Raw genomic sequence first — 19,905 nt, 5'->3', positions numbered from 1 at the left:
CTGACACACCGCTTTCGCGAGCAAGCCCGCTCCCACAGGGGCCTGCGTCAAATTTTAATCTAGTGCCCGCCGAGGTAGGCGTTGCGCACTTCCTCGTTGACCAGCAGCTCTTTACCGGTGCCGGTCAGGCGGATCTCCCCGTTGACCATCACATACGCCCGGTCCGACAGGCGCAGCGCATGGTTGGCATTCTGCTCCACCAGGAAGATGGTCATGCCGGTGGCCGCCAGCTCGCGCAGGGTGGCGAAGATCTGCTTCACCACAATCGGCGCCAGGCCCAGGCTCGGTTCGTCCAGCAACAGCAGCTTGGGCCGGCTCATCAGCGCACGGGCAATGGCAAGCATTTGCTGCTCGCCACCGGACATGGTCATGGCCCGCTGGTTACGCCGCTCCTTGAGCCGTGGGAACAGCTCGAACATGCGCTGCATGTCTTCTTGGGCGAACTTGTCACCAATGGGGATGGTGCCCATCAGCAGGTTTTCCTCGACGGTCATGTCGGGGAACACCCGCCGCCCTTCCGGCGATTGCGCAATGCCGTTGGAGGCGATGTAGTGGGACGACTTGTGGGTGATGTCGACACCGTTGTAGATGATCTGCCCCGACTCCGCCCGTGGCTGGCCGAAGATCGACATCAGCAGCGTGGATTTACCCGCGCCGTTGGAGCCGATCAGGCTCACGGTTTCACCTTCGTTGATGTGCAGCGAGACTTTTTTCAGGGCCTGGATCGGGCCGTAGAACACGTCCAGGTCCTTCATTTCGAGGATAGGCCCGTTCATACAAGCTCCTCTTCGTCGGCGCCCAGGTAGGCCGCAATCACTTTCGGGTCGTTGCGGATCGCGTCCGGCCCGCCTTCGGCGATCACGTTGCCGTGGTCCAGCACCACGATGTGGTCGGAAATACTCATCACCATGCCCATGTCGTGTTCGATCAGCACCACCGTGAGGTCGTGTTCGTCGCGCAACAGGCGAATCATCGCGCTGAGGGCTTCGGTTTCCTGGGGGTTGAGGCCCGCTGCCGGTTCGTCCAGGCAGATGATCTGCGGCCGGGTGCACATGGCGCGGGCGATTTCCAGGCGGCGCTGCTGGCCGTAGGAAAGCTCACCGGCCAGGCGGTTGGCGCAGTCCACCAGGTCCACCACTTCCAGCCAGTAGAAGGCGTGGTCGAGGGCGTCGCTTTCAGCCTTGCGGTAGCCCTTGGTATTGAGAATGCCCGCCAGCATGTTGCGGTTAACCCACATGTGCTGGGCCACCAGCAGGTTTTCCAGCACCGACATTTCCTTGAACAGGCGAATGTTCTGGAAGGTCCGGGCCAGGCCGGCGCGGTTCACCAGGTGGGTGCCGCCGAACATCTTGTAGTAGACGCGGCTGAGGAAGCTTTTCGGCGAAACAAAGTCGACAGGCTGGAAACGCTCGCCGAGCAGCTGGATCACATTGGTTTGCTTGCCGCGCACGTTGAGTTCGATCTTGCCGCCGCTGGCTTTGTAAAAGCCGGTGAGGCAGTTGAACACCGTGGTCTTGCCGGCGCCGTTGGGGCCGATCAGGGCGAAGATCGAGTTGCGTTCGACCTTGAGGCTCACATCGCTCAAGGCCTTGATGCCACCGAAGTGCATCATCAGGTGTTCCACGGAGAGCACGATTTCCTTGCTCATGGCGCCACTCCTTTACGTGGGGTCACACCGGTACGGCTGATGCGGATCAAGCCGCGCGGTCGCCAGATCATCATCACCACCATCAACACGCCAAACAGCAGCACGCGGTATTCGGAGAAGCTGCGCAGCAGTTCCGGCGCGACGGTCAGGACGAACGCCGCGATCACCACGCCCACCGTCGACCCCATGCCACCCAACACCACGATGGCCAGGATCAGCGCCGACTCGAAGAAGGTGAACGAGGACGGGTTGACGAAGCCCTGGTAGCTGGCAAAGAACACCCCGGCCAAACCGGCTGTAGAAGCACCGATGGTGAAGGCCGAGAGCTTGACCAGCACGTGGTTCAGGCCCATGGAACGGCAGGCGATTTCATCTTCGCGCAAGGCTTCCCAGGCGCGGCCCACCGGCATACGGGTCAGGCGGTGCTTGATGTACAGCACGGCCAGCACCACCAGAAACAGCACGATGTAGATGAACATGAACTTGATGTTGGGGTTGTAATCGATGCCGAAGAACTCGTGGAAGGGAATCCCGCCGTCCTTCGCCTTGCGCCCGAACTCCAGGCCGAGGAAGGTCGGCGACGGCACCGGCATGCCGTTCGGGCCACCGGTGAACGACAGCCAGTTGTTGAGCACCAGGCGGATGATTTCACCAAAGCCCAGGGTCACGATCGCCAGGTAGTCGCCGTGCATGCGCAACACCGGGAACCCGAGTATGCACCCTGCCAGCGCCGCACAGATTGCCGCTAGCGGCAGCACTGTCCAGAAGCCGAGGCCCAGGTATTGGTAGCCCAGCGCCAGGCCGTAGGCCCCGATGGCGTAGAACGCCACGTAACCCAGGTCTAGCAAGCCGGCCAGGCCGACCACGATGTTCAGGCCCAGGCCCAGCAACACGTAGATCAGCCCGAGGATCACCACGGTCAGCAGGTACTTGTTGGCGAAGATCGGGAACACGATGGCGATCACGATCAGCGCCGGGATGATCCAGCGCAGGCGTGACTTGTAGTCCGGTGGCAGCACATGCACGCCGGAGCCACTGCTCTCGAAGCCTTGCAGGATCTTCAGGCCCTTGGGGGTTTGCAGGAACAGGCTCAGGGCGAAGCGGCCGGCCATCACGATGGCGACCAGCGAGGCCACGCGGGCCGGTTCCAGGTTGAAGCTGTAGCCGTCGAGGACCACGCCGACGATCGGGCCGAATACAATCAGCGAAATCAGCCCGGCGAGGATCGTGTCGACCACACTTTTCTTGATATCAATCGATTTGGCAGCAGACATGTTTACACCTTCGCCACGAGTGGGCGACCGAGCAGGCCCTGGGGACGGAAAATCAGAATCACCACCAGCAGGGAGAAACTGAACACGTCTTTGTAGTCAGAGTTGATCAACCCCGAGAACAACGACTCGGAAATACCCAGGATGATCCCGCCAAGCATGGCCCCAGGCAGGGAGCCGATGCCGCCGAGTACCGCTGCGGTAAATGCCTTGATGCCGATGATGAAGCCGGCATAGAAGTCGAAGGTGCCGTAGTTCAAGGTGATCAATACGCCGGCCAGGGCGGCCATGGCGGCACCGATGACAAACACGTAGGAAATCACGCGGTCGGTGTTGATGCCGAGGATGGAAGCCATCTTGCGGTCTTGCTGGGTGGCGCGGCACATGCGGCCGAGCTTGGTGTATTTGATGACATAGGTCAGCAGGGCCATGCCTGCGAAGGCTGCGACCAGGATGAAGACCTTGGTGTACGTCAACTGAACAAAGCCTGTGCCGAAGTCGACACGCCAGGCCCCGGCCAGCAGGGTGGGAATACCTTGTTGCTTGGCGCCCTGGGCGATCTGGGCGTAGTTCTGCAGGATCAGGGAGATGCCGATGGCGCTGATCAGCGGTGCCAGTCGGGTGGAGTTGCGCAGCGGTTTGTAGGCGACACGCTCGATGACCCAACCGTAAACGCCGGTGACGACGACGGTGAAGATCAAGGTGCCGAGAATGAGCAGCGGGAAGGATTCGATGCCGAAGTAAGCCAGCAGTGCCAGACTGATCGCCGCGAGGTAAGCGGAAATCATATAAACCTCGCCATGGGCGAAGTTGATCATGCCAATGATGCCATAGACCATTGTGTAGCCGATGGCGATCAGGCCATAGACCGACCCGAGGGTCAGGCCGTTGACCAGTTGCTGCAGGAAAATACCATCCATAACGCAATCTCACGCGGTGAGCACCTGCACACCGGTGGGTGTGCGGCGCTTCTGGAGGAAAAGACAGATTTGTGGCCGGGCTCAAACAACCACAGTCCATGTGGGAGCTGGCTTGCCTGCGATGCAGACACCGCGGTGCTTCAGGTGTACTGCTGTGATGCAATCGCAGGCAAGCCAGCTCCCACAGGGATGGAGGGTGTTCAAGCTGTCGCGTTGATTACTTCTGTTTTTCCAGCTGGTGGTATTTGCCGTCTTTATCCCACTGGTAAACCACGTAGTCGGAGATTTTCAGGTCGCCCTTGCCATCCCAGGCTTTTTCACCCATGACGGTTTTCACCGGGTGAGCCTTGAGCCACTTGGCCGCGTCTTCGCCCTTGTTGGATTTGGCGCCGTTGAAGCCAGCAGCCAGGGCCTGGATCGAAGCGTAGGCGTACAGGGTGTAGCCTTCAGGTTCTACGCCGGCTTTGCGGAATTGCTCCACAACGGCCTTGCTGTCTGGCAGCAGGCGTGGGTCGGCGCCGAAGGTCATGTACACGCCGTCTACGTATTGCGCGCCGCCAGCGGTGGCGACCAGTTCGTCGGTCACGACACCGTCATCGGACATGAACTTGACGTCTTTGAGGCCCGCTTCACGGATCTGGCGAACCAGAGGACCGGCTTCCGGGTGCAGGCCGCCGAAGTACACGACGTCAGCGCCGGTGGAGCGGATCTTGGTGACCAGGGCGCTGAAGTCTTTCTCGCCACGGGTCAGGCCTTCTTCCAGCACAGGTTTCACGCCGCGCTTGGTCAACTGGGCAGCGGTGGCGTCAGCCAGGCCTTTGCCGTAGGTGTCTTTGTCGTTGATGACCGCGACTTTCTTGCCCTTGAGCACGTCGACGATGTAGTCGCCGGCCACGATGCCTTGCTGGTCGTCACGCCCGCACATACGGAATACCGCGCCCAGGCCACGCTCGGTCACCTGCGGGTTGGTGGAACCCGGGGTGATCATGATGATGCCTGCTTCGTCGTAGACCTCGGACGCCGGGATGGTGTTGGAGGAGCAGAAGTGCCCGACCACGCCGATCACTTTGTCCTGGTCGGCCAGGCGGTTGGCCACGGCCACGGCTTGCTTGGGTTCGCAGGCATCGTCGCCGGCCACCAGCTTGATCTGCTCGCCGTTGACGCCACCGGCCTTGTTGATCACATCGGCTGCCGCTTGGGCACCCTTCATGTACTGCTCACCGAAAGCTGCGTTGGCGCCCGTCATCGGGCCCGCTACGCCAATCTTCACGTCAGCTTGAACAAACGTAGAAACACCCAGTGCCGCTGTCACGGCGAGGGCCAGAAAACCTTTCTTGTAAAACGTCTGGGACATGAGTGGTGCTCCGAGGTTTTTGTTTATTGGCACTACGAGTTCACTGCAAACTTTCACGAGAAAGCCCAGAGCAAGGCGCGTGCCATTACGTTTTTATTAATCAAAAAGACACGGTGTCATTGTTATTACAGGCGTTTCGACTCCTTTTGCCAGGACGTGCAACCGTCTAGCATCAAGAGGTGCAACCAATGGATCCAAAAAGTACAACCCTGACGGGTCGCACCTGCAACCAGGCGTATAAACGACAGTTCCTGCACCTGTAACAATGTGCGTAACGGAACTGCACATTTACAGTGCGTGATTGCTACGACTTGCACCAATACAGATTAGTAGCCTGCTAAGAAAATGCAGGCTTCTGAGCGGTATTTCGCTGATCAGATCACGATCCGCAGGCATTGCCCGGCGTGATACAGCGAGAATCCGGCTTCATACAGGCAACTGCGCAGGCCCACCCCGGCCAGGGGACGCATCGGCGCGAAGGGAATCGGCAAGGCCTGGGGATTCTGGTGACACAGGTAATCGGCAAACGCCTTGCCGACCACGCTGCCGGTGGTCACGCCACGCCCGTTATAGCCCGTTACTGCCACCAGGCCCGGCGCTGGCTCGAACAGGCGCATCAGGTGGTCCGGCGTGAAGGCGATGCAGCCGGTCCAGGTGCACTCCCACTGCACCGATTTGAGGTACGGGAAGTAATGCTGCTGCACCCGATCGGCCCACGCCTTGAGGAACCACGCTGGTTTCTGATTGCCGTTGCCCAGGCTGCCGAGCAACAGGCGCCCGTCGGCATCGCGGCGGATGCTGCTCAACACCTGACGCGTGTCCCACGACCCCTGGCCACCCGGCAGGATCTGCTGGGCCGCGTCGTCCGTGAGCGGGGCTGACGCCACCTGGTAGTAATAGCCGGGGAAGAAATTGCGCCGCAGTTCGGTCCATTCGCCTTCGGTGTAGGCATTCGAGGCGATCACCACCTGCGCCGCCTGTACCGAACCCTGGGCGGTCTGCACCGACCAGTGCGCGCCCTGGCGCTCAAGCTGGGTGACCGGGGAATGGTCGAACAACTGCCCGCCCAGGCCGACGGCCGCATTCGCCAGACCGGTGGTGTAAGCCATCGGGTTCAGGGTGCCGGCCCGTCGGTCGAGCAAGGCAGCGGCGATCTTTTTAGTACCCGTGGCCTGCTCGCAGGCCTGGCCGGTGAGCAATTCCACCGGCGCGCCCCGGCGCTTCCATTGTTCTTCACGGCTGCGCAGGTCCGCCTCGCCCCGGGCGTTGTGCGCCATGTGCAAGGTGCCTTCACGGCGCAGTTGGCAATCAATGGTGTATTTGTCGATGAGGCTGAACACCAGGGACGGTGCCGCGCCGAGCATGCGGTTGAGCTGGCTGCCCACCGCTTCGCCGAAACCGGCTTCGATGTCGTCTGGCGGGATCCACAGGCCGGCGTTGACCAGCCCGACGTTGCGCCCCGAACCGCCGTGACCGGTGCGATGGGCCTCCAGCACGGCAACGCTTTTGCCCTGTTCCAGCAAGTGAATGGCCGCCGACAAACCGGTGATGCCGGCGCCGATCACGCACACATCCACCTTGACCTCGCCCTTGAGCGCGGCGCGATCCGGCCGGCCAGGGGTGAGTTGTTCCCACAAACACGTTTCGCGCAATGCCATTGCCAGACTCCAATGAGACCTAACAAACAACCATTATTCTGAATTGCAAACCCAATCAACTGTGGGAGCTGGCTTGCCTGCGATGGCGGCGGCGACTGATACACCGCTATCGCAGGCAAGCCAGCTCCCACATTTTTAACCGCGTTTCGACAGTGGATCAGTCGAAAGTGATGCCCTGTGCCAGCGGCAACTCCAGCGAGTAGTTCACGGTGTTGGTCTGGCGACGCATGTACCCGCGCCACGCATCCGAACCCGACTCACGCCCGCCACCGGTTTCTTTCTCGCCCCCAAACGCGCCGCCGATTTCCGCGCCGCTCGGGCCGATGTTGACGTTGGCGATGCCGCAGTCGCTGCCCACGGCCGACATGAACTGCTCGGCCTCGCGCACATCGGTGGTGAAGATGCACGACGACAAGCCTTGGGGCACGGCGTTGTTCAGGCGCAGGGCTTCAGGGAAATCCTTGTAGCCGATCACATAGAGGATCGGCGCGAACGTCTCGGTGCACACCACGTCGCTCTGCTCGGGCATTTCCACGATGGCCGGCGACACGTAGTAGGCGTTGGGGAATTTGTCTTCCAGCTGACGCTTGCCGCCGAACACCTTGCCGCCTTCGCTCAAGGCTTGTTCCAGGGCGTCCTGCATGTTGTCGAAGCCGTGCTTGTCGATCAGCGGGCCGATCAGGTTGCCTTCCAGTGGGTGGCCGATGCGCACTTTGGAATAGGCAGCCTTGAGACGGGTGACGATTTCTTCTTTCACCGACTCATGGGCGATCAGCCGACGCAGAGTGGTGCAGCGCTGGCCAGCGGTGCCGACGGCGCTGAACAGGATGGCACGCACGGCCATGTCCAGGTCGGCGCTTGGGCCGAGGATCATCGCGTTGTTGCCGCCCAGCTCCAGGATGCTGCGGGCAAAGCGCGCGGCGACTTTGGGGGCCACTTCGCGGCCCATGCGGGTGCTGCCGGTGGCGCTGATCAGGGCCACGCGCGGGTCATCCACCAGCGCGGCGCCGGCGTCGCGGCCGCCGATGATCACTTGGCTGAGGTACTGCGGGGCATCGTTGAAATTCTTCAGCACGCGCTCGAACAACGCCTGGCAGGCCAGGGCGGTGAGCGGGGTCTTTTCCGAGGGTTTCCAGATCACCGCGTTGCCGCAGACCAGCGCCAGGGTGGTGTTCCACGCCCACACGGCCACCGGGAAGTTGAACGCACTGATCACGCCGACCACGCCCAGCGGGTGCCAGGTTTCACGCATGTGGTGGCCCGGGCGCTCGGAGGCGATGGTCAAGCCGTACAACTGGCGCGACAGGCCGACGGCGAAGTCGCAGATGTCGATCATTTCCTGCACTTCACCCAGGCCTTCCTGGGTGATCTTGCCGGCTTCCCAGGACACCAACTCGCCCAGGTCGGCCTTGTACTCGCGCAACACATCACCGAACTGACGCACCAGCTCGCCGCGACGCGGTGCCGGCACTTTGCGCCAGGCCTCGAATGCATGCTCGGCGCGACTGACCTGTTGCTCCACCTCGGCGGCACCTTCCCACTGCACGCTGCCGATGCGGCTGCCATCAATCGGCGAATGCACGGGCTGTTTGCCCGCCTGGTACAGCGCCGGGTTCACCCCGAGACGATCAAGCAATGCGGCAACCATGGGTCACTCCTTCAATCTCAAACAGAAAATTCGCGCCGCGGCACACACGGCGATCCAGACCTTATTTGTAGCTGGCCCAAGACTTGCCAACAAACGACGATTAGGCGAGATATCATTCCGTTTATTCATGCAAAGCCTAAAAAGAGGCACGCCGTGCTGAACAAAAGACATTTGCCCTCGATCACCGCCCTGCAGTGCTTCGAAGCCGCCACCCGCCACTTGAGCTTCACCCGCGCCGCCGAGGAACTGAACCTCACCCAGAGCGCGGTGAGCAAGCAAGTGGCGCAGCTTGAAGAACTCTTGCAACACCTGCTGTTCCGCCGCGTGCGCCGGCGCTTGCAGATGACCCCGGCGGGTGACCTGTACCTGGTGGAAGTGCGCAAGATTCTGACGCAGGTGGAAATGTCCACCCACTACCTGCGCTCTTATGGCGGCGAGACCGAAGTGCTGCGGGTGTCCACGCCCTACACCTTCGGTGCGCGCTGGCTGGTGCCGCGCCTCAAGGGCTGGCGGCTGCGTCACCCGCAGATCCACCTGGACCTGTGCAACGAGCAGGAGCCCGATGAGCTGCTGCAAGGCAAGGCCGACATGGCCTTCTACTTCGGCCAGGGCTCACGACCTGGCACCGAGAGCCTGAAGCTGTTCAGCGAAGAGCTGGTGCCGGTGTGTGCACCGGAAAGCCTGCCGGCGCGGCCTTTTACTGACCCCACGCAATTGAGCGACCTGGTCCTGCTGCAAAATGCCTCGCGGCCGCAAGGCTGGCACGACTGGTTCGCCAGCCAGGGCTACCAGACCGAGCACAGCTACCACGGGCCGCGTTTCGACACCTTTTATATGTGCATTCGTGCGGCGCAAGTGGGTTGTGGCGTGGCGTTGTTGCCGCGGTTTCTGGTGGAGGAGGAGCTGGCGGACGGCAAGCTGGTGATTCCCTGGCAGCATGCAATGCCGAGCCAGGATGCGTATTACCTGGCCTACCCGGAGCATTCGGCTGAGGTGCCGAAGGTGAAGGAGTTTGTGAAGTGGATGATGGAGCAGGTGATTTAGTGCCTGGAATACCGCCATCGCAGGCAAGCCCGCTCCCACATTTGGAATGCATTTCATCTGTGGGAGCTGGCTTGCCTGCGATGAGGCCAGTGACTGCACTGAAAAAATCACTGGCAAACCACCCCTCGCCTATGCGCCACTAGCGCCATTCCTTAATTGTGCGTAAAGGCCGGCGCCCATCGCCGACCCGTCTGGAGATTCCCGTTATGAGCGAGAGTGTGTTTGCCGATCGCATCGTGCAGAACCTGCTCGACACCGACTTCTACAAGCTGACCATGATGCAGGCGGTGCTGCACAACTACCCGAACGTGGAAGTTGAATGGGAGTTTCGTTGCCGTAACAGTGAAGACCTGCGCCCGTACTTGGCGGAGATCCGCTACCAGATCGAGCGCCTCGCCGAGCTGAGCCTGAGCCCCGACCAGTTGGGTTTCCTGGAGCGCATCAGCTTCATGAAGCCGGATTTTTTGCGTTTTCTCGGGCTGTTCCGCTTCAACCTGCGCTACGTGCAGACCGGCATCGAGAACGGCGAATTATTCATTCGCCTGCGCGGGCCATGGCTGCATGTGATCCTGTTTGAAGTGCCGATGCTGGCCATCGTCAGCGAAGTGCGCAACCGCTACCGCTACCAGACCGTCATTCTCGAACAGGCCCGCGAGCAGCTGTATCGCAAGTTCGACTGGCTCACCGCCAACGCCAGCAGCGAAGAGCTGTCCGAGTTGCAAGTGGCCGACTTCGGCACCCGCCGCCGCTTCTCGTACCGTGTGCAGGAAGAAGTGGTCAATGTGCTCAAGCATGACTTCCCCGGACGCTTCGTCGGCACCAGCAACGTGCACCTGGCCCGCGAGCTCAACATGAAACCGCTCGGCACCATGGCCCACGAATGGATCATGGCCCACCAGCAACTGGGGCCGCGCCTGATCGACAGCCAGATCGCGGCCCTCGATTGCTGGGTGCGTGAATACCGCGGCCTGCTGGGTATTGCGTTGACCGATTGCATCACCACCGACGCCTTCCTGGGCGATTTCGATTTGTACTTCGCCAAGCTGTTCGACGGCCTGCGCCACGACTCCGGCGACCCGGTGCAATGGGCCGAAAAAGCCATCGCCCATTACCACAAGCTCGGCATCGAGCCGATGAGCAAGACCCTGGTGTTCTCCGACAGCCTGTCGCTGCCCAAGGCCCTGGAAATATTCCGGGCGCTGCGCGGTCGCATCAATGTGAGCTTCGGCATCGGCACCAACCTGACCTGCGACATCCCGGGCGTGGAACCGATGAGCATCGTGCTTAAAATGACCGCCTGTAATGGTCAGCCCGTGGCGAAGATCTCCGATGAAGCGGGCAAGACCCACTGCACCGATCCAAATTTTGTCGCCTATTTGCGGCACGTTTTCAAAGTACCTGCCCTTTCCAGCAAGGAGTGAATCATGCAAGCCGTACAGCGTGAGATTGCGCAGCAGCTCAAGGTTCAAGCACCGTTCAAAGACCAGGCCGCCCTTGAGGCCGAAGTTTCCCGTCGCATCACCTTCATCCAGGATTGCTTGCGCAATTCCGGGCTCAAGACCCTGGTGCTGGGCATCAGCGGCGGTGTGGACTCCCTGACCGCAGGCCTGTTGGCCCAGCGCGCGATGAAAGAGCTGCGCGAAAACACTGGCGATGCGGCCTACCGCTTTATCGCGGTGCGCCTGCCTTACGAAACTCAGTTCGATGAAATCGATGCCACCGCCTCAGTGGACTTTATCGAGCCCGACGAACGCCATACCGTGAACATCGGCCCGGCGGTGAAGGCGCTGGCCAATGAAGTGGCGGCGTTTGAAGGCAAGGCGGCGGTGTCCCGTGATTTCGTGCTGGGCAACACCAAGGCGCGCATGCGCATGGTGGCGCAGTACACCATCGCCGGCGCGGCTGGTGGCCTGGTGATTGGTACCGACCATGCGGCGGAAGCGGTGATGGGCTTTTTCACCAAGTTCGGTGATGGCGCGTGCGACTTGGTGCCGTTGAGCGGGTTGGTGAAGAATCAGGTGCGAGCCATTGCACGGCATTTTGGCGCGCCGGAATCACTGGTCGAGAAAGTGCCGACGGCGGATTTGGAAGACCTGTCGCCGGGCAAGCCGGACGAAGCGTCACATGGCGTGACCTACGCCGAGATCGATGCGTTCCTGCACGGTGAGCCCGTGCGTGAGGAAGCGTTCAAGATTATCTGCGATACCTACCGCAAGACGGAGCACAAGCGGGTCATGCCGTTTGCGCCGTGAGCTGAGACAGGTAGTTTTGTATTGATTATTTGATCGCCATCGCAGGCAAGCCAGCTCCCACAGTTGACCGAGTTCCAGCATGAGAATGCGGGCGAATGTGGGAGCTGGCTTGCCTGCGATGAACGATGACGCGGTCTTACTTAACCACCACCGTGCCTTTCATCATCGAGATGTGGCCCGGGAACGAGCAGAAGAACGCATAGTCAGTGCCCGCCTTCAGCTTGGACACATCAAAGCTCACCGAATCTTTCTCGCCAGCACCGATGATCTTGGTGTGGGCGATGATGCGTGCGTCGCCTTCTTTCAGGTAGTTCTTGTCGATGCCTGCGGCCATGCCGTCGCTGGCCACCGGCTGCATGTCGGCGGCCGTGGTCAGTACCCAGTTATGGCCCATGACGTTTTTCGGCAAGCTGCCCGAGTGCTCCAGGTTCACGGTGAAGGTCTTGCAGCTCTTGTCGATGGTGATTTCTTTGGTGTTGAACGACATCTGGTCGGTGGAGTCGACGGTGACCGCGCACTCTGCAGCAAGCAACTGGCCGCTCGCCAGAGTCAGCAGGGAAACAGCAACGAGTTTGGCAAACATGTGAATCTCCAAGGCAGGGTTTAAAAAACGCGTATTGCGACAAGGGTGCCTGAAGCAGGCAGGAATTCTTATGATCTGCATCAACAGATTGTATACAACTTTAGGCTATCAGACTGATCAACACAATCTACCAGCCAAAGTGCGACGACCTGCCTATGATCGGGCCATCACCCATTGGAGCCCGAGCCATGCACCTCAACCAACTGTTCAACGGCCTGCTGGCCGCCTACGCCTGCGGTAAGTGAAGGCCAAGCGCGCTGCTAAGCTGCTACCATGGCAGCCCAAGGCAGCTGCGCGCCGCCACCCTCACCTTCGACCCTAGAGGATCGCCCATGGCCAAACCTAATTACTCCTTCGCCAAACGTCAGAGAGACTTGGCCAAGGAGCAGAAGAAAGAGGAAAAACTGCAACGCAAGAAAGCCGCTGCAGAAGAAGAGGCCAATGGTCTGACCGCCGAAGTTGATGGTGAAGAAACGAACGACGAGACCGAAACACCAAAAGATCCTGCCGAATAACCGATTGCTGCAGGCTCGGTAAAACTGATCACAACAGACCTGTAGTGAGCGGGCTTGCCCCGCGCCGACGGTGTTTCAAGCACCGTAGTGTGTCAGGCAGAGCGCCGCGCGGGGCGAGCCCGCTCACTACAAAAGTGGCATCACCGTCACCCGCACTTCCGGGTCATGGTTCCCTCCCCCCAGGATCACCCCGCGCAACGGCGACACATCCGAGAAGTCCCGGCCCCAGGCCAGGGTGATGTGTTCCAGCGCCGGCTGAACGTTGTTCGTCGGATCAAAATCCACCCAGCCTGACACCGGGCAATACACCGAGACCCATGCGTGGGACGCATCGGCGCCGATCAGCCGTGGCTGGCCGGGCGGTGGCTGGGTGAGCAGGTAGCCACTGATGTAACGCGCCGCCAGGCCCCTTGAGCGCAGGCACGCGAGCATCAGGTGGGCAAAGTCCTGGCACACACCACGCCGGCGCTCCAGCACTTCCACCAGCGGCGTGGCGACCTGGGTGGCTTCGGCATCAAAGGTGAATTCGCCGAAGATCTTTTCCATCAGCGCCTGCACACCCAGTAACAGCGGGCGGCCGGCCGGGAAGCAGCTCTCGGAGAACTCGACGAAGTTCTTTTTCAAGTGCACGTAGGGCGATTCGAAGCGAAAGCGGCAGGCCTCGATCAACGCTTCGGACATGGGCTGACTGCCGTAGGTGAGGCTGTCGCGGGTCTGTTCCCAGGCCGGCGACAATTGAAAGTCCAGCGCCGGCCGCGCCAGCACTTCCACGGTCAAGCCGGCGTTGACCAGCAACTCATCATGGGGCCGTTCGAACGCCAGACGGGTGATCGGGTTGCCAAACACATCCAGCTCATCACGGCGCGACGACGGCTGCGGGCTGATGTCCAGCTGTTGCGAGCTGCAACGCTGCCAGGCGCAGGGCCGTGGCCAGAGGTGCGCCAACTGCTGGGCCAGGGACACCGGGCTGTCGTAGTGGTAGTGGGTATCGTGGAAAATCTGGTAGCGCGCACTCATTACACCGACACCGTTTGCTGGCTGACATCATCCACATGGGCAAAATGGCGCAACGCCAAACGATCCGACACTTGCCCACTCTCATCGGCCACCGCTTGCAGCAGGTCGGCCAGGCCGTCCAGTGCGGCACGCACGCTGGACTCGCCAAACAACGGGTTCTCCAGGCAGCCCAGGTCGAAACGCGCCAAGCGCTCCACCAACGGGCCCAGGCCGGTTTCCCGGGGCACGCCAAAATCATCATTGAGCCGCCGCAACGTACGGCTGACCAACTTGAGCTGGAACAACACCGCATGGGGGTTCTGCTCGTCCAGCAGCAACAGGTCGAGCACCGGGATCAACTGCGGCACCGCCAGGTAGCGCGAGCGGTAAGTGATGCTGCTGTTGCCCAGTTCCAGCAACCACTCCAGCCCCGCCTGGTCGAACACCGCCACGCCACGCAGGAACGCCGCCAGACTGCTGCTCAAAAATTGCAGGCGCTCGATGCGCCGGCCCATCATCAAGAAGCGCCAGCCTTCGTCGCGGGTCATGTCGTCCAGGGCAAACCCGGACAGCGCCGCCAGGGACATCACCAGGCGGTTGAGGAAGTCCAGCAACTCGCCAAAGTCCGGGGTTTCGCGTTCCAGCTCCAGGGCTTCGCGTTGCAGCTCCACCAACGCCTGCCAGTTCTCCCGGGACAGCTTGCCGCGCACCTGGGACGCCGCCCACTGCAAACGCTGCAGGTTGGCGCGCAGGCTCGATGGCCAATCATCGCCGAGCAAGGCCGCTTGCAGACGCTCGGGCAACTCGCCCTCGTCCGGCAGCAGGCGCAGGGTTTCACCCAGCTCGATCGCCGCCTGCAACGCCAGTGGATCGTCGCCATCGACATAGCGCGCCAGCACGATACGCAGCCAACGAGCGCTGTCATCGCAGCGCTCGCAGTAGCGGCCGAACCAGAACAGGTTTTCCACCACGCGCGACGGCAGATAGGGGTCGCGGCGCACCAGGTCATGGGCACCGATGGCGCGCTGGGCACGCCAGTGTTCGCCACCGGCAGCCCGTTCGCCGAGCACCCAGGTGTCTTTGCTGGCGCCACCGCGCTGCATCGACACCACTTCGGCGTCGGCCTCGGCGGCCACGCGGGTCAGGCCACCGGGCAGCACCCGGTAACCCTCGTCGCTGGCCACGGCGTACACGCGCATGCCGATGGCACGGTGTTGCAGGTGGTCATCCACGGTGTGCCACACCGGCGCTTGGGACAGCTGCGCCAGTTCCTGGGCGACATAGGCATAAGGCCGCGCCCGCATGCGATCGGCCAGGGCCTGACGCTGTTCGTCGTTCAAGTCACGACCAAACACCGGGGCAAAGCTCTGCGACGGAAAGGCCGGCTTGATCAACAGCTCCGGCAGCTTTTCCAGCGCTTCAGCCAGCACCGGCGCTTCGCCGCACCACCAGGTGGCGATGGACGGCAGGATCAGCTCTTCACCAAACAGATAGTGGTTGATCTTCGGCAAGAAGCCCAACAGACCGGGGGATTCCAGCACGCCGCTGCCTAGGGCGTTGGCCACCAACACGTTGCCCTGGCGCACCGCGTCGAGCAGGCCGGGCACGCCCAGGGCCGAGTCGGTGCGCAGTTCCAGCGGGTCGCAGAAATCGTCGTCCAGGCGCCGCATGATCGCGTGCACCCGGCGCAGGCCGCTGAGGGTCTTGAGGAACACGGTGCTGTCGCGCACGGTGAGATCGCCGCCTTCCACCAACGGGTAGCCGAGCTGCCGGGCGAGGTAGAGGTGCTCGAAATAGCTTTCGTTGAATCGCCCGGGCGTGAGCAGCACGATCAGCGGCGGCTGGTCATCACCCGGTGCCTGGCGGGCCAGGGTTTCCTGCAGCGTGCGGAAGAACCCGGTGAGGTGCTGCACCTGCAAATCACGGTAGAGGTCCGGGAACGCACGGGACACGATGGTGCGGTTTTCCAGCGCATAACCGGCACCCGACGGCGCCTGGGTGCGGTCGGCCGTGACCCACCAGCGACCGTCGGGTGTGCGTGCCAGGTCCACCGCGTACAGATGCAGGAACGCGCCGTCGGGGGGCTGGATGCCCTGGCACGGCCACAGGAAATTGTTGTGCCCGAACACCAGCTCAGCGGGCAGCAAACCTTCCTTGATCAGGCGTTGCGGGCCATACAGGTCGGCCAATACCGCATTGAGCAGGCGCGCACGCTGGGCGATGCCGGCCGACAGCTGCTGCCATTCATCGGCGGCCAGCACATGGGGCAACAAGTCCAGCTCCCATGGGCGATCGGCGCCCTTGGGGTCGGCGTAGACGTTGTAGGTCACGCCGTTTTCCTGGATCTGCCGGGTCAGCAGCGCCTGGCGCTGGGCCAGTTGCGCGGGTGTGCTGCGTTGCAGGTGGTCGAGCAGGCGCTGCCAATGGGCGCGCACCTGGCCACTGTCATCCAGCAGTTCATGATAAGTGCCCGCGGTCAGCGGGTAACGGTCGAGCAAGTCAGACATGGAACGCTCGGCAGAGGCAAGGGGGCTCAGATTAACTCAACAAACACTGCAAATCCCTGTACGGCCCCGGCTTTTGTAATGAGCGAGCTTGCCTCGCGCGGGTAAGCCCGCTCACTACAAAAGCCGGGCAATACCGCTATGGGTGAAAACGCCGCAGATCCAGGGTCATCGGCAACTCATCGTTGATCACCACGGCGGGCACCGGTTGCTTCCCAGGGGTGTGCCCCAAGCGGAAAAACCTCGCCATGCGTCGGCTCTCCGCTTCGTTGGCATTCACCGGCAGGCTGTCGTAATTGCGCCCACCCGGATGGGCCACGTGATACTGGCAGCCCCCCAGCGAGCGTTGCATCCAGGTGTCGAGCACGTCGAACACCAACGGCGCATGCACAGGGATAGTCGGTTGCAGGCAGTTGGCCGGTTGCCAGGCGCGATAGCGCACGCCCGCGACGAACTCACCCACCCGGCCAGTGGCGTGCAGCGGCACCGGGACGCCGTTGCAGGTCAGCAGGTAGCGTTGCGGCGCCAGCCCGGTGAGCTTGACTTGCAGGCGCTCCAGGGATGAATCCACGTAGCGCACCGTGCCACCCACCGCGCCCTCCTCGCCCAGCACATGCCAAGGCTCCAGGGCCTGGCGCAGCTCCAGTTCGATCCCACTGACGGCATAGTCGCCGACCTTGGGAAAGCGGAACTCCAGGTGCGCCGCAAACCATTCGGCACGCAGTGGGTAACCGGCGGCGTTGAGTTCGACGATCACGTCGGCAAAGTCTTGCTCGATAAAATGGGGCAGCAGGAAACGGTCATGCAGCTCTGTGCCCCAGCGCGCCAGCTTCGGCGGCGCATAGGGTTCGCGCCAGAAACGTGCGACCAAGGCACGCAGCAGCAACTGTTGGGTCAGGCTCATGCGCGCATGGGGCGGCATTTCAAAGGCGCGCAGCTCCAGCAGGCCCAGGCGGCCGGTGGCGCCATCCGGCGAGTAGAGTTTGTCGATGCAGAATTCGGCGCGGTGGGTATTGCCCGTCACGTCGATCAGCAGGTTGCGTAGCAGGCGGTCCACCCACCACGGCGGGCAGTCCTCACCCGGGGCCGGCATTTGCGCGAAGGCAATCTCCAGCTCATACAGCGCGTCGTTGCGGGCTTCATCCACCCGGGGCGCCTGGGACGTCGGGCCGATAAACAGGCCGGAAAACAGGTACGACAAAGAGGGATGGTTATGCCAATAACTGATCAAGCTGCGCAGCAGATCGGGCCGACGCAAAAACGGTGAATCCTTGGGCGTGGCGCCGCCCAGCACGAAGTGGTTGCCGCCACCGGTGCCGGTGTGGCGCCCGTCGATCATGAATTTTTCCGTGGTGAGGCGGGTTTGCCGCGCCTCTTCGTAGAGAAATTCGGTGCGCTCCACCAACTCGTCCCACGTCGCGGACGGCTGCACATTCACTTCGATCACACCCGGGTCCGGGGTCACACGGAAGTTGCTCAGGCGTGTATCGGCCGGCGGCTCGTAGCCCTCCAGCAGCACCGGGCAATGCAGTTCTTCGGCCGTGGCCTCGATGGCCGCCACCAGCTCAAGGTAATCCTCGACGCGCTCCAGGGGCGGCATGAACAGGTACAAGCGCCCTGCCCGGGCTTCGGCGCATAGCGCGGTGCGGGTCAGCCAGTCAGCGGACTGGTCCACCTTCGGCACGCGCTCATCACTCGGCGCGGGTTCGTCGTGGGTTTGCAACTGGGCCGTGGTCGGCAGCTCTGGCAGATCCTGATTGGGGTCGGTGGGATGCACAAACGGGTACTCGGCCGCCGTCACCCACGGCTGCGACGCCAGCGGCAAGCGATAGCCCAGCGGCGAGTCACCTGGCACCAGGCGGCAGTGATTGTCTCGCAGGTACCAGCGCCCACTCTGCCAACGGTCATTGGCCGCCGTGCGCGCCAGCGGCAGCACTTGGCCGATGACTTTATCCAGGCCCTGGCTGAACACTTTGCGCAGGCGTTCGCGCTCCAGATCGTCGCTCAGGCGTGGGTCCTGGGCGGTGACGTTTTGCGGCAACGCACCTTCGCGCCACAGGTAATAGAAGTTGTCCTCATAGGCCGGGAACACAAAGCGCGCCGGCAGCTTCAGGCGCTCGGCGACGCTGGCCAAGAAACGCCCGGCCATCTCGCCATCGGCGCCGTAGTCCTCTTGTTCATCGGCAATCAGCGCGCTGTTGTGCCAGATCGGCACACCGTCGCGGCGCCAGTAGCAGTTGAGCGACCAACGCGGCAATTGCTCGCCGGGGTACCACTTGCCCTGGCCGAAGTGCACCAGGCCCTTGGGTGCGTAATGCTTGCGCATGCGCTGGAACAGCTCGGCAGACAAGCGTCGCTTGTCTGGCCCAAGGGCGGCGGTGTTCCACTCGGCGCCGTCGGGGTCATCAATGGACACGAAGGTCGGCTCGCCGCCCATGGTCAGGCGCACATCGTCCTTGAGCAGGTCGCCGTCAATCTGCCGGCCAAGGGCCTGGATCGCCAGCCATTGTTCTTCGGTGTAGGGCTTGGTGACGCGCGGCGCCTCCCAAATTCGCTCAACCGACATCTCGTGGGTGAATTCGCACTCGCAGGGCTCCACCAACCCACTGATCGGCGCGGCAGACGAGGGATCAGGACTACAGGCCAACGGGATATGCCCTTCACCGGCGAACAGGCCCGAGGTGGCATCCAGGCCGATCCAGCCGGCGCCGGGCAAATACACCTCACACCAGGCGTGCAGGTCGGTGAAGTCCACTTCCGTGCCGGAAGGACCGTCGAGGGCTTTGACATCGGCGGTGAGCTGAATCAAGTAACCGGAGACAAACCGCGCCGCCAGCCCCAGGTTGCGCAGGATCTGCACCAGCAGCCACGCCGAATCACGGCAGGAACCGGAGGCGTTCTCCAGGGTGAATTCCGGGGTTTGCACGCCCGGCTCCATGCGGATCAGGTAGCCAATGTCGGCGGCCAGGCGCTGATTGAGGCCCACCAGGAAATCCACCGCAGGCAAGGGCGTGCGGTCGATACCGGCCAGGTAGGCGGCGAACTTCGGCGTCAACGGCAGGGTTTCCAGGTACGGCGCTAGCTCGCGCTGCTCATCGGCGGCGTAGCTGAAGGGGATTTTTTCGGCGTAGGGCTCCAGGAAAAAGTCGAACGGGTTGAACACCGCCATCTCGGCGACCAGGTCGACTTCGATACGCAGTTCGTCGGTCTTTTCCGGGAACACCAGGCGCGCCAGGTAGTTGCCTTGGGGGTCTTGCTGCCAATTGATGAAATGCTGCTCGGGCAGCACTTTCAGCGCGTAGGACAGAATCCGCGTGCGGCTATGGGCGGCCGGGCGCAACCGCACGATCTGTGGGCCGAGTTCGACAGCGCGGTCATAGCGGTAATGCGTAACGTGGTGCAACGCGACATGAATCGACACGGCGGCCTCCTGCGAGCCAGGGCATGGGAACAAAGCGCGCAAGACTTATGCCAGAGCGGCCGTCATTGCGCTTTATCGTGAGACCCGGTGC

Annotated in this window: 15 protein-coding genes; 4 read left to right on the top strand and 11 right to left on the bottom strand. The window is 62.2% G+C overall.

Annotation, left to right across the window (positions count from 1 at the left end; genetic code table 11):
• Nucleotides 1–59: 59 nt before the first annotated feature.
• The 7 genes from HX803_RS02025 to HX803_RS01995 form a co-directional block, all read right to left on the bottom strand.
• The gene (locus tag HX803_RS02025; RefSeq protein WP_178918701.1) at nt 60–776 is read right to left on the bottom strand and encodes an ABC transporter ATP-binding protein; all 717 of its coding nucleotides are present in this window, start codon (nt 774–776) and stop codon (nt 60–62) included.
• Nucleotides 773–1,648, bottom strand: coding sequence for an ABC transporter ATP-binding protein (locus HX803_RS02020; protein WP_178918700.1), 876 nt, complete (start codon nt 1,646–1,648; stop codon nt 773–775). Before HX803_RS02020 ends, HX803_RS02025 begins: the two co-directional genes overlap by 4 nt.
• Nucleotides 1,645–2,922, bottom strand: a complete 1,278-nt coding sequence (livM, locus tag HX803_RS02015) for a high-affinity branched-chain amino acid ABC transporter permease LivM (RefSeq protein ID WP_178918699.1) — start codon at nt 2,920–2,922, stop codon at nt 1,645–1,647. The genes HX803_RS02020 and livM overlap by 4 nt, the downstream gene beginning before the upstream one ends.
• Before the next feature lie 2 nt (nt 2,923–2,924).
• Nucleotides 2,925–3,839 (bottom strand): branched-chain amino acid ABC transporter permease, encoded by a 915-nt coding sequence (locus tag HX803_RS02010; protein WP_058423439.1) that lies wholly within the window; start codon nt 3,837–3,839, stop codon nt 2,925–2,927.
• Nucleotides 3,840–4,056: 217 nt separating this feature from the next.
• Nucleotides 4,057–5,193 (bottom strand): branched-chain amino acid ABC transporter substrate-binding protein, encoded by a 1,137-nt coding sequence (locus HX803_RS02005; protein ID WP_178918698.1) that lies wholly within the window; start codon nt 5,191–5,193, stop codon nt 4,057–4,059.
• A gap of 374 nt (nt 5,194–5,567) precedes the next feature.
• Nucleotides 5,568–6,851: an FAD-binding oxidoreductase gene (locus HX803_RS02000; protein ID WP_178918697.1), complete on the bottom strand. Its 1,284-nt coding sequence runs from the start codon at nt 6,849–6,851 to the stop codon at nt 5,568–5,570.
• 157 nt (nt 6,852–7,008) lie between these two features.
• Nucleotides 7,009–8,499 carry an aldehyde dehydrogenase family protein gene (locus tag HX803_RS01995; RefSeq protein WP_178918696.1) on the bottom strand — a complete coding sequence of 497 codons (1,491 nt, stop codon included), beginning with the start codon at nt 8,497–8,499 and terminating at the stop codon, nt 7,009–7,011.
• A gap of 153 nt (nt 8,500–8,652) precedes the next feature.
• Between HX803_RS01995 and HX803_RS01990 the strand changes: the two genes are divergently transcribed.
• From HX803_RS01990 to nadE, 3 genes are all read left to right on the top strand, one after another.
• Nucleotides 8,653–9,543 (top strand): LysR family transcriptional regulator, encoded by an 891-nt coding sequence (locus HX803_RS01990; RefSeq protein WP_178918695.1) that lies wholly within the window; start codon nt 8,653–8,655, stop codon nt 9,541–9,543.
• Nucleotides 9,544–9,749: 206 nt separating this feature from the next.
• Nucleotides 9,750–10,964 carry a nicotinate phosphoribosyltransferase gene (pncB, locus tag HX803_RS01985; RefSeq protein WP_176997113.1) on the top strand — a complete coding sequence of 405 codons (1,215 nt, stop codon included), beginning with the start codon at nt 9,750–9,752 and terminating at the stop codon, nt 10,962–10,964.
• 3 nt (nt 10,965–10,967) lie between these two features.
• Nucleotides 10,968–11,795, top strand: coding sequence for an ammonia-dependent NAD(+) synthetase (gene nadE, locus HX803_RS01980; RefSeq protein WP_178918694.1), 828 nt, complete (start codon nt 10,968–10,970; stop codon nt 11,793–11,795).
• A 136-nt stretch (nt 11,796–11,931) separates the two neighbouring features.
• Here the strand turns inward: nadE and azu are convergent, their stop codons facing one another.
• Nucleotides 11,932–12,378, bottom strand: a complete 447-nt coding sequence (azu, locus tag HX803_RS01975; protein ID WP_178918693.1) for an azurin — start codon at nt 12,376–12,378, stop codon at nt 11,932–11,934.
• A gap of 332 nt (nt 12,379–12,710) precedes the next feature.
• On the opposite strand from azu, the gene HX803_RS01970 reads away from it, so the two are divergent.
• Nucleotides 12,711–12,893 (top strand): hypothetical protein, encoded by a 183-nt coding sequence (locus tag HX803_RS01970; protein ID WP_178918692.1) that lies wholly within the window; start codon nt 12,711–12,713, stop codon nt 12,891–12,893.
• A 126-nt stretch (nt 12,894–13,019) separates the two neighbouring features.
• Here HX803_RS01970 and HX803_RS01965 read toward each other — a convergent pair whose 3' ends face one another.
• From HX803_RS01965 to HX803_RS01955, 3 genes are all read right to left on the bottom strand, one after another.
• The gene (locus tag HX803_RS01965; protein WP_178918691.1) at nt 13,020–13,910 is read right to left on the bottom strand and encodes a transglutaminase family protein; all 891 of its coding nucleotides are present in this window, start codon (nt 13,908–13,910) and stop codon (nt 13,020–13,022) included.
• Nucleotides 13,910–16,396 (bottom strand): circularly permuted type 2 ATP-grasp protein, encoded by a 2,487-nt coding sequence (locus tag HX803_RS01960; RefSeq protein ID WP_178918690.1) that lies wholly within the window; start codon nt 16,394–16,396, stop codon nt 13,910–13,912. The genes HX803_RS01965 and HX803_RS01960 overlap by 1 nt, the downstream gene beginning before the upstream one ends.
• A gap of 136 nt (nt 16,397–16,532) precedes the next feature.
• On the bottom strand, nt 16,533–19,814 hold the full coding sequence (locus HX803_RS01955) for a transglutaminase family protein (protein WP_178918689.1): 3,282 nt from the start codon (nt 19,812–19,814) through the stop codon (nt 16,533–16,535).
• Nucleotides 19,815–19,905: the final 91 nt, after the last annotated feature.

It is taken from the genome of Pseudomonas sp. P7548 (assembly GCF_013386585.1).
In the GTDB taxonomy this organism is placed as follows: domain Bacteria; phylum Pseudomonadota; class Gammaproteobacteria; order Pseudomonadales; family Pseudomonadaceae; genus Aquipseudomonas.
This window is presented reverse-complemented; position numbering and strand designations above follow the sequence as displayed.